Annotated in this window: 16 protein-coding genes; 4 read left to right on the forward strand and 12 right to left on the reverse strand. The window is 68.2% G+C overall.

Going from position 1 to position 13,873, the window contains the following annotated elements; all coding sequences use genetic code 11:
• Positions 1 to 4: 4 nt before the first annotated feature.
• The 3 genes from AC5P8F_RS10470 to hisS form a co-directional block, all read right to left on the reverse strand.
• Positions 5 to 313: a YerC/YecD family TrpR-related protein gene (locus AC5P8F_RS10470; protein ID WP_005416326.1), complete on the reverse strand. Its 309-nt coding sequence runs from the start codon at positions 311 to 313 to the stop codon at positions 5 to 7.
• Between the two features lie 198 nt (positions 314 to 511).
• Positions 512 to 778 carry a hypothetical protein gene (locus AC5P8F_RS10475; protein WP_495228071.1) on the reverse strand — a complete coding sequence of 89 codons (267 nt, stop codon included), beginning with the start codon at positions 776 to 778 and terminating at the stop codon, positions 512 to 514.
• Positions 779 to 804: 26 nt separating this feature from the next.
• Positions 805 to 2,202, reverse strand: coding sequence for a histidine--tRNA ligase (gene hisS / locus AC5P8F_RS10480; RefSeq protein WP_032958002.1), 1,398 nt, complete (start codon positions 2,200 to 2,202; stop codon positions 805 to 807).
• A 131-nt stretch (positions 2,203 to 2,333) separates the two neighbouring features.
• Between hisS and AC5P8F_RS10485 the strand changes: the two genes are divergently transcribed.
• Complete coding sequence (locus AC5P8F_RS10485) at positions 2,334 to 3,086, forward strand: Crp/Fnr family transcriptional regulator (RefSeq protein ID WP_010482595.1); 753 nt, start codon at positions 2,334 to 2,336, stop codon at positions 3,084 to 3,086.
• Positions 3,087 to 3,188: 102 nt separating this feature from the next.
• Here the strand turns inward: AC5P8F_RS10485 and thrC are convergent, their stop codons facing one another.
• From thrC to thrA, 3 genes are read right to left on the reverse strand one after another with little or no spacing between them, the layout of a single operon-like run.
• Positions 3,189 to 4,475 (reverse strand): threonine synthase, encoded by a 1,287-nt coding sequence (gene thrC, locus AC5P8F_RS10490; RefSeq protein WP_478406466.1) that lies wholly within the window; start codon positions 4,473 to 4,475, stop codon positions 3,189 to 3,191.
• Between the two features lie 29 nt (positions 4,476 to 4,504).
• Entirely contained in the window at positions 4,505 to 5,419 is a 915-nt protein-coding gene (locus AC5P8F_RS10495; protein WP_014646943.1) for a homoserine kinase, read from the reverse strand.
• Positions 5,416 to 7,920: a bifunctional aspartate kinase/homoserine dehydrogenase I gene (thrA, locus tag AC5P8F_RS10500; RefSeq protein ID WP_346601862.1), complete on the reverse strand. Its 2,505-nt coding sequence runs from the start codon at positions 7,918 to 7,920 to the stop codon at positions 5,416 to 5,418. The genes AC5P8F_RS10495 and thrA overlap by 4 nt, the downstream gene beginning before the upstream one ends.
• Positions 7,921 to 7,947: 27 nt before the next feature.
• On the opposite strand from thrA, the gene AC5P8F_RS10505 reads away from it, so the two are divergent.
• Positions 7,948 to 8,268, forward strand: a complete 321-nt coding sequence (locus AC5P8F_RS10505) for a hypothetical protein (protein ID WP_346601863.1) — start codon at positions 7,948 to 7,950, stop codon at positions 8,266 to 8,268.
• A gap of 9 nt (positions 8,269 to 8,277) precedes the next feature.
• On the opposite strand, the gene AC5P8F_RS10510 is transcribed toward AC5P8F_RS10505, so the two are convergent.
• The gene (locus AC5P8F_RS10510) at positions 8,278 to 9,228 is read right to left on the reverse strand and encodes a DMT family transporter (protein WP_032957678.1); all 951 of its coding nucleotides are present in this window, start codon (positions 9,226 to 9,228) and stop codon (positions 8,278 to 8,280) included.
• Positions 9,229 to 9,395: 167 nt separating this feature from the next.
• Entirely contained in the window at positions 9,396 to 10,091 is a 696-nt protein-coding gene (locus tag AC5P8F_RS10515; RefSeq protein WP_014646939.1) for a helix-turn-helix transcriptional regulator, read from the reverse strand.
• 103 nt (positions 10,092 to 10,194) lie between these two features.
• On the opposite strand from AC5P8F_RS10515, the gene AC5P8F_RS10520 reads away from it, so the two are divergent.
• On the forward strand, positions 10,195 to 11,001 hold the full coding sequence (locus AC5P8F_RS10520) for a DUF6491 family protein (RefSeq protein WP_075076810.1): 807 nt from the start codon (positions 10,195 to 10,197) through the stop codon (positions 10,999 to 11,001).
• On the opposite strand, the gene AC5P8F_RS10525 is transcribed toward AC5P8F_RS10520, so the two are convergent.
• The 3 genes from AC5P8F_RS10525 to AC5P8F_RS10535 all read right to left on the reverse strand — a co-directional run bounded on the left by AC5P8F_RS10525 (position 10,998) and on the right by AC5P8F_RS10535 (position 12,965).
• On the reverse strand, positions 10,998 to 12,050 hold the full coding sequence (locus AC5P8F_RS10525; RefSeq protein WP_014646937.1) for a linear amide C-N hydrolase: 1,053 nt from the start codon (positions 12,048 to 12,050) through the stop codon (positions 10,998 to 11,000). The genes AC5P8F_RS10520 and AC5P8F_RS10525 overlap by 4 nt on opposite strands.
• Positions 12,051 to 12,117: 67 nt before the next feature.
• A complete protein-coding gene (locus AC5P8F_RS10530; protein WP_478406464.1) occupies positions 12,118 to 12,531 on the reverse strand; it encodes a DUF6691 family protein in 414 nt (137 codons plus the stop codon).
• Positions 12,528 to 12,965 (reverse strand): YeeE/YedE family protein, encoded by a 438-nt coding sequence (locus AC5P8F_RS10535; RefSeq protein ID WP_197605204.1) that lies wholly within the window; start codon positions 12,963 to 12,965, stop codon positions 12,528 to 12,530. Before AC5P8F_RS10535 ends, AC5P8F_RS10530 begins: the two co-directional genes overlap by 4 nt.
• Positions 12,966 to 13,051: 86 nt before the next feature.
• On the opposite strand from AC5P8F_RS10535, the gene AC5P8F_RS10540 reads away from it, so the two are divergent.
• The gene (locus tag AC5P8F_RS10540; RefSeq protein ID WP_032957672.1) at positions 13,052 to 13,375 is read left to right on the forward strand and encodes an ArsR/SmtB family transcription factor; all 324 of its coding nucleotides are present in this window, start codon (positions 13,052 to 13,054) and stop codon (positions 13,373 to 13,375) included.
• A gap of 3 nt (positions 13,376 to 13,378) precedes the next feature.
• Here the strand turns inward: AC5P8F_RS10540 and AC5P8F_RS10545 are convergent, their stop codons facing one another.
• Positions 13,379 to 13,807, reverse strand: coding sequence for a BLUF domain-containing protein (locus tag AC5P8F_RS10545; RefSeq protein WP_014646933.1), 429 nt, complete (start codon positions 13,805 to 13,807; stop codon positions 13,379 to 13,381).
• Positions 13,808 to 13,873 lie beyond the last annotated feature (66 nt).

Raw genomic sequence — 13,873 nt, forward strand, 5'->3', positions numbered from 1 at the left:
CGGATCAGCGCGAAGCAAGGCGGTCGATGGCGGCGGCATAGCCTCGATGGCCATGCTCGAGCGTGCGTGCCACCCGTCCGGTGGTGGTCACGCTGACGCCGGTGCGCTCGTGGATCTCGCGGTACGGCACGCCCTGCTGCAGCAGCGGCACCACCTTCCAGCGGTCGGCCATGGCCTCCAGCTCGGCCGGGGTGCACAGGTCGCGCAGGAATGCCTCGACCTGCTCCGGCTCGCGCAGCGCGGCAAAGGCCCGGGCCAGGGCTTCCAGGTCGGCCTTCGGGTCTTTGGCGGCAATCTCGGGGCGGGCTTTCACGGGGTCGGGTCCATGCATCAATGTAATAGCGCGTTAGTACATTAGCGCATTCTTGCGCAGTGCGTCAAATCGGAGCCTCATGGGGTCAGGTCCGTTTTCCAAAGGAAAACGGATCTGACCCCTGGACCGGATGCCGGAAATGCAGAACGCCCACCAAAGGGCGGGCGTTCTGCTTTCAAATCAACAACCTGGCTCGACTCAGGGCAGGCAACGCACCTCCGCCTGCAGCGTCCCGCGCCGCGGGCACTTCCCGAACAGGCTGCCCTGCCGGCTCGGCAGGGACTGGATGTTCTGCAACGCCCCTGCACCCGCCGGGCACGTCCGCGAGGCCAGGGCCCGCAGGTCGCCCTCAAGCTGCGCGCGGTCGATCACGTGACAGCGATCAACCTGCAGCCGGTACTGCGCCGGGCCCAGCCGATCACTGCGCAGCACCGGGTCACTCTGGCAGCCCGCCAACAGGAGCACGGTGAGTACCCCTGCGACGGCCGGCTTCACACCATCGCCCTGGACTGCTCCAGCTCCACCAGCAGGGTGCTGGCCAGCTCGTCGCGCGACACTTCGAACTGCTGTTCACGCAGCAGGTCCTTCACCGCCACCACGCCGCGCGCGAGCTCGTCTTCACCGGCCAGCACCACGAAGCGGATGCCGGCCTTGGCCGCGTACTGGAACTGCTTGCCGATCTTCTTCGGCTCCATCTGCACTTCGGTATTGATGCCACCGGCGCGCAGGCGGCGCGCGATGTCCAGCGACTGCGGCATGCCCTGCTCGTCCATCAGCGCCACCAGCGCCTGCACGCTGCTGGCTTCGATGCCGTCGATCAGGCCCGCCTCGCGCAGCTGCCAGAACAGGCGCGACAGGCCGATGGAGATACCCACGCCCGGCAGCTTCGACTTGCTGTAGTGGCTGGCCAGGTCTTCGTAACGGCCGCCCGAACAGATCGAGCCGATCTGCGGGTGGTCGGTCAGCGTGGTCTCGTAGACGGTGCCGGTGTAATAGTCCAGGCCGCGCGCAATGGAGAAGTTCAGGCAGTATGCGGTTTCCGGCACGCCCAGCGCCTGTACCAGCTGCAGCACTTCGCGCAGTTCGGCGACGCCTGTACGCAGGATCTCCGAAGAACCGGCGTCGGCTTCCAGCGTGGCCAGCTGCGCCAGCGCATCGGCATGGCCCTGCGAACGCACAGCGACGAAGGCCAGGATCTTCTCGACCTGTTCTGCCGGGATGTTGAAGCCCTCGCCCACCAGCGTCTCGCGAACGTAATCGGCGCCACGCTTGTCCAGCTTGTCCACTTCGCGCAGCACCGCCAGCTGGCGCTCGCCTTCAGCCACGCCCAGGCTCTCGAAGAAGCCGCGCATCAGCTTGCGGTTGTTCAGCTGGATGCTGAAGTCACCGATGCGCAGTTCCGAGAACACCGCATGGATGACCGCCAGCACTTCAGCGTCGTACCGCACGCTCAGGCTGTCCTTGCCGATCACGTCGATGTCGCACTGGTAGAACTCGCGGAAACGACCGCGCTGGGCACGCTCGCCGCGGTACACGCGCTGCATCTGGTAACGGCGGAACGGGAAGGTCAGTTCGTGTTCGTGCTCGGCCACGTAGCGTGCCAGCGGCACGGTCAGGTCGAAGCGCAGCGCCATTTCCGGCAGCGAACGGTCGCCCGACTCGGCCGCGTTGGCCAGCGCGCCGGTGGACTGCACGAAATACACCTGGCGCTCGGTCTCACCACCGGACTTGGTCAGCAGCACGTCGGACAGCTCGAACACCGGCGTCTCCACCGGCAGGAACCCGAAGCGCTCGTAGTTGCGGCGGATGACGTCCAGCATGCGCTGGAACGCAATCTGCTCGCGCGGCAGCAGCTCAAGGGTGCCGGGCGGGGTACGGGGCTTGATCACGGGCGGAACTCCTGCTGGAACGGGACGTGGGAGGGGGCAACATTCTAGCGCCCCCGCCTCCGGCAGGGTCGAACGGCCGCTTGAAGTATCATAAGGCCCTCCCCGCCCGCGATACGCCCCCCCCCCGCAACATGTCACGGCCTTCCGGCGCTCCGCCCGCCACCAACGATCCCGCCTCGCCGTCCTGCACCACGCTGGACTGCCTGCACTGCTCGGTTCGGCACCTTGCGGTGTGCTCGGCGCTGTCGCCAGACGAAGTGCAGGCGCTGGAACAGGTCACCGTCTCGCAGCAGGTCAGCATGGGCAGCACGCTGGCACGCACCGGCGAAGAGCGCGACCATGTCTATACATTGACCGCCGGCGCACTGCGCCTGGTGCGCACCCTGGCCGACGGCCGGCGCCAGATCAACGGTTTCGTGCTGCCCGGCGACTATCTGGGCCTGAGCGGCAGCGACCACCATCGCTACGACATCGAGGCCATCGCCGACAGCCGCGTGTGCCGTGTCGCGCTGCCACAGATGAAGGCCCTGCGCAGCCGCTTCCCGCACCTGGAGCGCAAGCTGCTGCAGCGCGCCTGCCAGGAACTGGATGCCGCACAGGATGCTGCGCTGGCGCTGGCACGCCTGCAGCCGGCCGAGAAGCTGGCCGATTTCCTGCTGCGCCTGGCCGCGCGTGAGGCCAAGCTGGGGGGCGACGGCCTGCGCGTGTCGCTGCCGATGGGCCGCGGCGATATCGCCGACCATCTGGGCCTGACCATGGAAACGGTCAGCCGCACCTTCACCAAGCTGCGCCAGCAGGGGCTGATCGCCCTGCCCCACCTGAACGTGGTGGAGATCCTCGACGAGGATGGGCTGCGCACGCTGGCCGGTGAAGGGTTGATCTGACCGTATCGCGGTTGGTTGGGTTGCCGGCCAGCGGCCGGCACTACCGGAAGGATGCAACACGGGTAGTGCCCGCCGCTGGCCGGCACCCGCCTCCATCTGCGATCAACGCAGCAACACCTCGCGCAACGCCGCGTAATCTGCCGCCAATGGTTCGGCGTGCGCCGGTCGCTGCAGCAACGCATCCAGCGCAGGCGGCACCGCCACCGTTTCGCCGATCAGCGGCTCGACCACAGCCTCGAACTTGGCTGGATGCGCCGTAGCCACCACCGCCCAGTCGCCCTTGGCACCGCGCGCGCGCAGATCCTGCAGCACCTTCACCGCCGTCGCCGTGTGCGGGCAGAACAGCTCGCCGCGGCTGGCATGCGCTGCGGCAATCGTCGCGCGGATGGTCACGTCATCCACCGCGAACGCGCGGAAAGCTGCACGCAGCTCTGCGTCGTCGCCGTGGTAGAGCCAGCGCAGTCGCTCGAAGTTGCTCGGCGCACCCACGTCCATTGCATTGGCCACCGTCGCCACACTGGCCTGCGGCTGGTAGTCGCCACCATTGAAGTACGCCGGCAGCACGGCATTGGCATTGGTGGCCAGCACGATCTGGCCGATCGGCACGCCCAGCGCGCGCGCCAGCACGGCCGCCATCGCGTTGCCCAGATTGCCGGTCGGCACCACCAGGTTGAGCCGGCGACGATGCGCGGCGTAGTGGGTCAACGCTGCATGCGCGTAGTAGCTCATCTGTGGCAGCAGTCGGCCCAGGCTGATGCTGTTGGCCGAGCTCACCGGCACCTGCGCCTGCAGTTCGCGGTCGGCCAGCGCCTGCTTGACCATCGCCTGGCAATCGTCGAATGCGCCCGTCACGCGCAGGGCCTGGATGTTGTCGCCGAAACAACCGAGCTGATGCGCCTGGCGCGGAGACACGCGGCCCTCCGGATACAGCACCACCACGCGCACGCCCGGCTGGCGATGGAAGGCCGCAGCAACGGCGGCACCCGTATCGCCGGACGTGGCGACGACGATCGTCAGATCGCGATCCTTGCCGACCTGCAGCCGCGACAGCGTACCGGCCAGGAAGCGCGCGCCGATATCCTTGAATGCCGCCGTCGGCCCATGGAACAGCTCCAGCACGTGGTCACCCTCGCCGAGTGCACGCAGCGGCACCGGGAAGTCGAACGCTTCGCGGCAGATCGCCGGAAGCGCAGTCTCGAGTGCATCGCCCGCAAACAACGGTGCCAGCAGATCGGCGGCGGTATCGGCCAGGGTCGCCCCGGCCTGCAGCTCGCGCGCGGCCGGCAGACGCGCGGGAACATACAGCCCGCCATCGGGCGCCAATCCGGCGGCGATCGCGGCGCTGAGGCCAACGGCGGGAGACTGGCCGCGGGTCGAAACAAATTGCATGGGATCGGTTTCCAGAGAAGGGGAAGGATTCAGCACAGCCGGGCTCCCGGCGCATCCAGCGGCGATACCCAGGCGTCACTGTCGAAGCCGGCCGCAGCGAACGCTGCCTGCACCGGCGCCACGGCGGCACGGGCCTGGTCAGCATCCTCGAACCAGGCGAACACACTGGGTCCGGCACCGGAGATGCCCGCGCCCATTGCATGGGCCGACAGCGCTGCATCACGGGCGGCCTCGAAGCCGGCAATCAATCCGGCCCGTCGCGGTTCGACCAGCACATCGCGCAGCCCCGCGCGTACCAGCGTCGCATCACTGCGATGGCAACCACTGAGCACCAGCGCGAGGTTCGCGCTCTGGGCCACGAACTCGCCCAGCGCATAGCTGCCCTGCAGGGCCTGGCGGGCACGGCGCGTTTCCAGCACCGCGTGCGGATGCACCAGCAGGCTGTGCCAGCTGGCAGGCACCGGGACCGGCAACAGGCGATCGGCCGTACACAGCGCCAGACCACCCAGCAGCAGCGGGCCGACGTTGTCACCGTGACGGCCACCACTGGCCACCGCCTCACCGTCCAGCGCATAGGGGTACAGCGCCTCGCGCGGCAACGGGGCCTGCAGCAGCGCATTGGCGGCGACCAGCGCCGCGACACTCGACGCTGCCGAACCGCCCATGCCGGAACCGAACGGTATGCCCTTGTCGATCTCGACCGCGAAACCGAAATCCAGGCCCAGGCCTTCGCGCAGCGACATCAGCGCAGCCCCGGCGGTGTTGCCGGCGGCGTCCAGTGGCAGCGCGACGGCACTGCCACGGATCGCATCGATCCGCACCACCGGCTCGTCGATGCGGCGCACGCTCACGGTATCGCCGATACCGGCAATGGCATGGCCGAGAATGTCAAAGCCCACTGCCACGTTGGCCACCGAGGCAGGCGCGAACGCACGTGCGATCACAGCCGCGCTCCTTCACCGGCGGCGACCCGCAGCAGGTCCGCGAACACACCCGCTGCCGTCACCTCCGGACCCGCACCCGGCCCCTGCACCACCAACGGGTTGTCGCAGTAGCGACGGGTGCGGAACTGCACCACGTTGTCGGTCAGCCGCAGGTTGGCGAAGGCATGATCGCCCGGCAGTTCCTGCAGCCCCACCGAGGCGCCGTCGGCACCCAGCTGTGCCACATAGCGCAGCACCGCACCACGCGCCCGCGCATCCTGCAGGCGTTGCAGCAGGCTGGCGTCGGACTCGCCCAGCCGCGCCATGAAGTCATCCACGCTGCCCTCGCGCAGCAGCGCCGGCACCAGGCTTTCCACTTCCACCTGCTCAAGACTGAGCGCGTGGCCGGCTTCGCGGGCCAGGATCACCAGCTTGCGCGCCACGTCCACGCCCGAAAGATCGTCACGCGGGTCCGGCTCGGTGTAGCCCATCGACCGCGCCTGCGCGACCAGCTGCGAGAACGGCTGGCTGCCATCGAAGCGGTTGAACAGCCAGGCCAGCGTGCCGGAGAAGATGCCTTCGATGGCCAGCACCTCGTCACCGGTATCGACCAGGTCACGCAGCGTGGTGATCACCGGCAGGCCCGCGCCCACCGTGGCCTCGTAGCGGAAACGCGCACCACTGGCCACCGCCGCGGCGCGGATGCGCTGGTAGCGCGGCAGCGGCCCGGCGCCGGCCTGTTTGTTCGGGGTGACCACGTGGATGCCGGCTGCCAACCAGCCCTCATAGCGCTCGGCCACCTCGGCACTGCCACTGCAGTCGATCACCACCGCATGCGGCAGGTGCGCGGCCAGCAGGTGTTCGGTGAAGCGATCCAGATCGCTGGCCTCACCCGCCTGCTGAAGGGCTTCGCGCCAGTCGGCATGCAGCCCATCCGCATCCAGCCGCATGCGCGAACGCGAGGCCAGTGCGCGCAGGCGCAGGTCGACATTGGCCTTGGCCAGCAACTGCGGGCGCGCGGCCAGCAGCTGGTCCAGCAGCGCGGCACCGACGTTGCCAGGCCCGATCACACCCACCGCGAAGGTCTGCGGCGACAGCCAGAAGCCGGCATGCGCGGCGCGCAGGGCGCGGGTGGCATCGGCACTGTCCACCGCCACCGAAATGTTGCGCTCGGACGAGCCCTGCGCGATTGCCAGGATGTTCACCTGCGCGCGGCCCAGCGCCTCGAACAGGCGCGCCGCCACGCCGGGTTGGCCGGCCATGCCGTCGCCCACTGCCGCCAGAACGCTGACGCCCTCGCTGACCTGCACGCGCTGCACCTGGCCCACCGACAGCTCATGCGCAAACGCATGCAGCAGCGCCTCGCGGCCACGTGCAGCTTCGGCGGCGCGCACCACGCAGCAGATCGAATGTTCCGACGAACCCTGCGAGATCATCACCACCGACACCTGCGCCTGGCGCAGGGCAGCGAATACGCGCTCTGCAGTGCCTGGCACGCCGATCAGGCCGGTGCCTTCCAGGTTCAACAGGGCCAGGCCCGGGCTCAGGGTCAGGCCCTTTACCGGCCCACGCGGCGAGCGCTCGGCACTGATGCGCGTACCCGGATGCGCCGGTTGGAACGTATTGCGGATGAAGATCGGCAGGCCCAGGCGGATCGCCGGCGACATCGTCTGCGGGTGCACCACTTTGGCGCCGAAGTAGGCCAGTTCGCAGGCCTCGTCGTAGCTGAGCGATTCGAGCTGCACGGCTTCGGGTACCAGGCGCGGGTCGGCTGACAGCACGCCGTCGACGTCGGTCCAGATGTGCAGTTCATCGGCATTGAACAGCGCGGCGAAGATCGCGCCGGAGTAGTCACTGCCGTTGCGGCCCAGGGTGGTGATGCGGTCATCACGGTCACGCGCGACGAAACCGGTGGCGACCAGGCGCGGCTGAGGATGTTGAAGGCGCCATTGCGCGAGGCGGTCGGCGCTGGCTTCCCAGTCGACATCGACGCCCAGCTCGCCATGCCCGACCACCAGCACATCGCGCGCATCGAGCACCGCACAGTCTTCGCCCAAGGCACGCAGGTGGGTGCCAAGCAACTGCGCGGAGAACACTTCGCCCAGGCCCTGCACGCGGTCCAGCACCTCGCGCGGCAGCTCGCCGATCACCGCCAGCGCCGCCAGCACTTCGGCCAGCTGATCGAAGCGGGCGTCGATCCATTCGACCGTCTCGCCGACCTGCTCGCCCAGCAGCGCCACGGCGGCGCCACGGTGGCGCGCGCGCAGGGCATGCCAGGCCTCGCGCCAACCCTGGTCACCCTTTGCCGCCAGCTGCGCCAGATCGATCAGCGCGTCGGTGACCCCCTTCATCGCCGAGACGACAGTGACCTGCAGCGACTCAGGACGGGCCAGCAGCAGGCCGGCAACATGGCGATAGCGTTCGGCATCGGCCACCGAGGTGCCGCCGAACTTGTGCACGACAGTGGACGGTGCAGCCAGATCGGCCGGGGCAACGGGATGGGCGGGGGCGTGGGAAGACATGCAGACCTCGGTAGGAGGCCCCGTCGCATGCAGGTGTCGAGTTTCCCCGCCACCTGGATGGTGCGGGGCCGTGGTTTTCGGGAGTTACACGAAGACGACGGGCCGCACCAGGGCAGTGGTGACGGTGGTGGTGGTAATGGTGGTGGTGGCGACCGGCGCAGTCGGACGGCCCGCAATGGCGGGGGCGATCAGGCTGGCGTGGGCGGCATCAAGGACCATGACGCACAGAAAACACTGTGCACCGGTCCGCTGTCAAGTGCTGCGATGCAAAAAATCATTGCGGCGATCATCGGCCAACGTGCCGGCATTTGGTTGCATCTGAGACCAAGCCGGCATCAGCACGCTTGACGCCCACATTCAGCCTGCATGTTCGGCGATCGCCCGTGGCGAGCGATGGGCATGCGCGCACAGCATCACGCCGGCCACCAGGAACACGATCGCCAGCGCCTCCAGCAGCGAGGGCCAGCGCTGCTGCCAGGCGAAGGCATACGCCAGCGCGAACAGCGTCTCGAACACGATCATCTGCCCGGTCAGGGTCAATGGCAACAGGCGGCTGGCACGGTTCCAGAACGCGTTGCCGAGGATCGAGGCCACCACTGCCACGCCGGCGCTGATCGCCCAGAAGCCACTCCACTGCGCCGCGGTGTGGGTACCGCTGTGGCCGATGAAGGCCATCGGCACCAGCAGCAGGGCCAGGCCGCCAGTGGTGACGCCGGTCAGCAACGACCAGTCGTGGCTGGACAGGTCCGGCCGGCGCGCCAGCCAACGACTGTTGCCGATCGAGTACAGCGCCCACGAGAACAGCGCACCGAACGCACAGAGCAGGCCAATCAGGCGCTGCCGCCACGGTGTTGCGAGGTGTTCGGACATCAATGCTTCCCAGCCCACCAGCGCCACGCCGAGCACGCACAGGCCCAGCGCCGGCAGCAGCTGCTTCAACGGCACCGCGCCCTGCTCGCGCACGCCAACCACAGTGACCACCACCGGAATCAGGCCGACAATCAATGACGCCGCCGCGCCACCGGCCCACTGCACCGCCGTGGCCAGCAGCAGGAAGTACACCAGGTTGCCGGCCAGGCTCAGCCACAGCAGCCCGAACCATTCGGCGCGGCCCAGCCGCGGTGCCAGCCGCTTCCAGCGCGGCAGCAGCAGAGCGATGGCAATCAGGCCATAGACCAGGTAGCGACCGGCGGACAGTTGCAGGGCATTGAACGACTGCAGCACGGCGGGCGCGAGAAAGACCACGCCCCACAGCGCGCCAGCGGCAACGCCATTGGCGATGCCCAGGGCCATCGGGTTGTTGCGCATTCGGGTTCTTCGGGGGAAGAGAACGGGCCGCGCAGTGTAAGCGCTGGCCAGCGGGCGCTCTTGACCGAGGCTATTGCCTTGTCATCTCTGTAGAGCCGAGCCAATGCTCGGCTGCGATTGGCCGCTGTGCAGATAAGGGCAGCCGAGCGTGGGCTCGGCTCTACAGGTCAGATGGCGCCCCTGCGCCAGGCGGCCGGCGTCTGCCCGCACTCACGACGCAGCGCACGGGTCAGTGCACTCTGCTCGGAATAGCCTGCCGCCAGCGCGATATCGCTGATCGGCGCCGCACTGGTACGCAGCTGGTGCTTGGCCCAACGCAACCGGCTTGCACTGAGCCAGGCCTGCGGGCTCAGCCCGAACTCCCGCTGGAACAGCGCATGCAACCGGCTTTCGCTGACACCGACGAAGGCGGCCATGCGTGCTACCGGCCACGCCTGGCCCGGATCAACCTGCACCGCCGCGCACAGGCCCTGCAGGCGCGCACCACTGCCCGCCGGTGCGAACACCTGGAGCAGCTGCGGCAACAGGGCCGGCAGTGCCTGGCCCTCACACACCTGCGCCAGGCGCTGTCGCAGCGCCAGTGGCAGATGCAGCCAGCGCTGGCGGCACAGGTGTTCCTGGGTACCGTCATCGAGCACACCCGGGGGGCAGTCGACGATCACGAAAGCATTCGGGCCATCGGCCATCTGGTCGTGTGCTTCGCCAGCCGCGACGAAGGCCCCCTGCAGCAGGTCCAGGCGACCACCGCGGCCTTGCATCTCGAACTGCAGTTCGCCCTGCAGCGGCAGCACCCACTGCGCGTAGTCATGACGGTCCAGGCCGGTGGCCTGGCCGTAGTGCCGCAGGTGGAAGATCGCGCCCATATGAAGAGTGTGCGCGTGCTGGCATTTCCCTGCAACGCGGCCCCGGCACCGGCCATGCTATGTTCCAGCCAGTTACAGACGCAGGGATGGCAGGATGAACAGCATGATCCGATTGCTTCCGCTGGCACTGGCCAGCGCCTTACCCCTGGCCGCCCTGGCCCAGGCGCCATCCGCGCCATCGGCCGCCGAGCGCATCGCACCTGCACCGCACTGCCTGGACGCACGTGACGTACGCCAGGTCGAGCAGGAGACACCGACCGCCATCGCGGTCCGTGATGGCAGGGGCCAGGCCTTCCGCATCGACTTCAGCGCAGCCTGCCCGGGTGTCAACGAAGCCAGCACACTGCGGCTGGAGGCGCCTTCGGGCTGGGCCTGCGGCCGCCCCAGTGAACAGGTGATGGTGGATGGCCGCCGCTGCGGCGTCGGCAGTGTCACCCCCATCGACAACCGGGAGTTCGCCAGCACCGCTCGCCAGAGCAGCCGCCTGTACGCGGCCACCCTGCCGCCGGTGAACGTGACCGCCACAGGCAAGCCCAGCCGTGGCGGCAGCAGCCCGCGCCATACCTTCCAGGCCTCGCCAGCGTTCTGCTTCGCCACCCGCCATGTGCGCAGCTGGAACGAGGATCCGCAAGGCGTGGTGGTGGAGACCAATCCGCGCCGCAATGGCGGCAATCGCTACTACCGCGTCGAACTGGCCGGCAGCTGCTCGATCCTGGCCGGGGCGACCTCGGTGGAATTCCAGTCCGGTTTCCAGAACGGCCTGATCTGTGGCAATCCGGGCGATCGCATCGTGGAGACGCCGTCCGGAATCCCCGGCGACATGCGCGCCAGCACGCCGCGCTTCGCCCGCCCGGGCTGCAGCGTGCTGGCGGTCTATCCGAAGGACGCGCCGGACCAGGCCTCGCGCTAGCCGTCCACGCCGAGGAAGGCGAACGGTGCACTGGGTACGAAGTGACCCAATGCATCGCCGGCGAACGTGTTGCGCTGGTCCTTGCCAAGGTCGAGCTTGAGCACCTGGCCGCCGAAATCGACCTTGTTCAGATCGATCCAGAAGGTGTTGGGGGTCAGCGCCGATTCGAAGAAGTACAACCGCCGCTTGTGGTCGGCCACCGTGCGCCAGCGCGTCGATGAGATGTTCGGCTCGCCCGGCGTGGTGATGCCGTACGGCACCGACGCATTGCGGATCACGCTGAACACGCTGGCCAGCGCTTCCACCGGGTCCTCGGCCTTGGGAATGGCATTGATGTAGAACGACGCACGCGCGAAGCGGTCGGACGAGCGGTTGGTACCTGGCAGCATCACCGTGCCACCGATCTGCTGCCAGTAGCTGTTGAGTGCCAGCTGCTGCTCGAAGATCGGCGAGTTGGTCATCACCTGGTAGCGCCGGTCATGGTGGATCACCTGGCGCCCCCCGATGTACTCGACGATGGCACTGTCGCCGCTCGCGTCGGACAGCGACAGATGCAGCGTTGCCTGGCGGTCCTCGCCCGGCACCTTGTCGGTGACGATCGAGTACGGCTCACGCTTCAGCGCCGCCACCGCCTCGTCCACGGTCGCGAAATTGTCCAGCACATACTGCGCCCACAGCGAGATCGCCAGTCCCGGCTTGTTGCCGCGCTGCTGCGGATACTCCGATTCGACCAGCCACAGCAGGTTGGCTACCAGGCCCTTCTCGTTCATGCCATCGGTGGTCGACACGTCGTAGCCGGTGGCCACCACCGAACCATAGCGCGCTGTCCAGGCCAGCGACTTCGGTCCGGCCTGGCCGGTGCGCGCGATGCCGCGCGGCAGCACGTAGAGATTGGTGGCCACGTCGACCTTCCAGTCCATCGAGCGTGCGGTGATCACATCACCGTTGTCACCCAGGTACACCGCGCGCGTGCAGGCCAGCGCCGGTGCCACCGCAGCGGCCAGTGCGACCGCCAGCATTGCCCTGCCCGTCCACTTCATCCGTACCATGTCGTTGTGCTCCTTTCCCCGTGAACCCCGGATCTGACCGCACGCAGGGTGACACAGGGGTGAAGCCTCAGCGTACGACCCGATCGTGCAGCCAGAAACCTGCAAGCATCGCAGGCACGAACCACAGCCCTTCACGCGATGCGACTGCCAGCCCGGCGATGGCCGGTCCCGGGCAATAGCCAGCCCATCCCCAGCCGATACCGAACAGTGCGGCGCCCAGCAGCAGGCGCGCATCGACATCACGCGCACTGGGCAGCTGGAAGCGCAGCGCGAACCACGGCTGCGCGCGGCGCAGCACCCAGCGCTGGCCGACCGCACTGACCAGCAGCGCCGCGCCCAGCACCCACACCAGGGTGGGATCGAAATCACCCGCAATGTCGAGGAAGCCGAGCACACGGCGCGCGTCGGTCATCCCCGAAAGCGCCAGCCCCGCACCGAACAGCGCACCCGCCGCTGCCGCGGCCCCTGTCGCGCGGCTCATGCCAGGCCTCCGCCGTGGCGGATGAGGAACGTCGTCAGCATCGCGCAGGCCATGAACACCAGCACCGCCAGCAGCGAGCGCTTCGAGCCGCGAGCCATGCCACAGACGCCGTGACCACTGGTACAGCCACTGCCCAAGCGGGTGCCGAAGCCCACCAGCAGGCCGGCGCCGATCAACTGCCAGGCAGGCAAGGCATCGCGCAACTGTACCCGCGGCAACGCTTCGGGCAGCGACTGCCACCACAGCACCAGCCCGGCCGCCGCGAGCAGGCCAGACAGGAAGGCCCAGCGCCATCCGCGCTCGCCTTCCGCTGCGCGCAGGCTGCCTGCGGCGATCCCGCTGATACCGGCCACACGCCCGAGGGTGGCGAGCAACAGCACTGCGGCGGCGCCGATCGACCCACCGCCGGCCACCGCAGTCCACGGCAGGTTCATGCCCTGCCCTCATTCACGCCCTTCATGGGATTGCCCTTTTATTTAGATTTATCTAAATTAGACACGTCTAAACAAAAAGGTCAACCATGCCCAGCACCCCGCTCGACAGTGCCGCGATGGCCAAGCACGCCGCGCAGGCCGCTGCCCTGCTCAAGCGCCTGGCCCATCCTGCCCGCTTGCGCGTGCTGTGCCGCCTGGTCGAAGGCGAAGCGCCGGTACCGGAGCTGCAGGCGCTGACCGGATTGAGTGCGTCCGCGCTGTCGCAGCACCTGGCTGTGCTGCGCGATATGGACATCGTGGCGACCCGGCGCGAAGCACAGGCCATCCACTACCGCATGCAGGAAGGGCCCGCATTGGGCGTGCTGCAGGCGCTGCATGCCGCCTATTGCGGCGGCGGCACCTCGGGCTGACGCTCAGCCGGCGTGCAGTGCTGGCTGCACAACGTTGTCGAGCAGGTCCACCGGCGTCGGCGCGGAGCGATCACCCTGCAGCGTACGGGTAAAGCCCGACCAGTCACTGGATGACAGCTGGCGCAACAGCGCCTCCTCCACCGGCAGCGCGCGCATCGACCAGTACGGAAACTGGCGCTGGCCCAGGCGGCCGCGCGCCAGTTCAATGATGTCGATATGGCTGCCGGCCTGCAGGATGCGTTCGTAGACCGAACCGATGCCATCCGGCGGCCCTTCGATGTACTGCAGGAAACGCCCGCCGTCGTGCAGCAGCACGCCGGTCACGCCGGCCATCTTGTTGAAGCGGGCCGCATCGTCGACCAGCGCCTGCAGCCGTCGAGCGGAGAGATCCGGCAGCGCCCGGCTGACATAGGCGATCGCACGCAGTGGCATGGTGCTTCCTTGGCAATATCTGCCGCCACGGTAGCAGTTGCGGACGAGCCCGTCTCAGATCCACGC

The organism is Stenotrophomonas sp. YJH_SMC_69, from assembly GCF_059370495.1.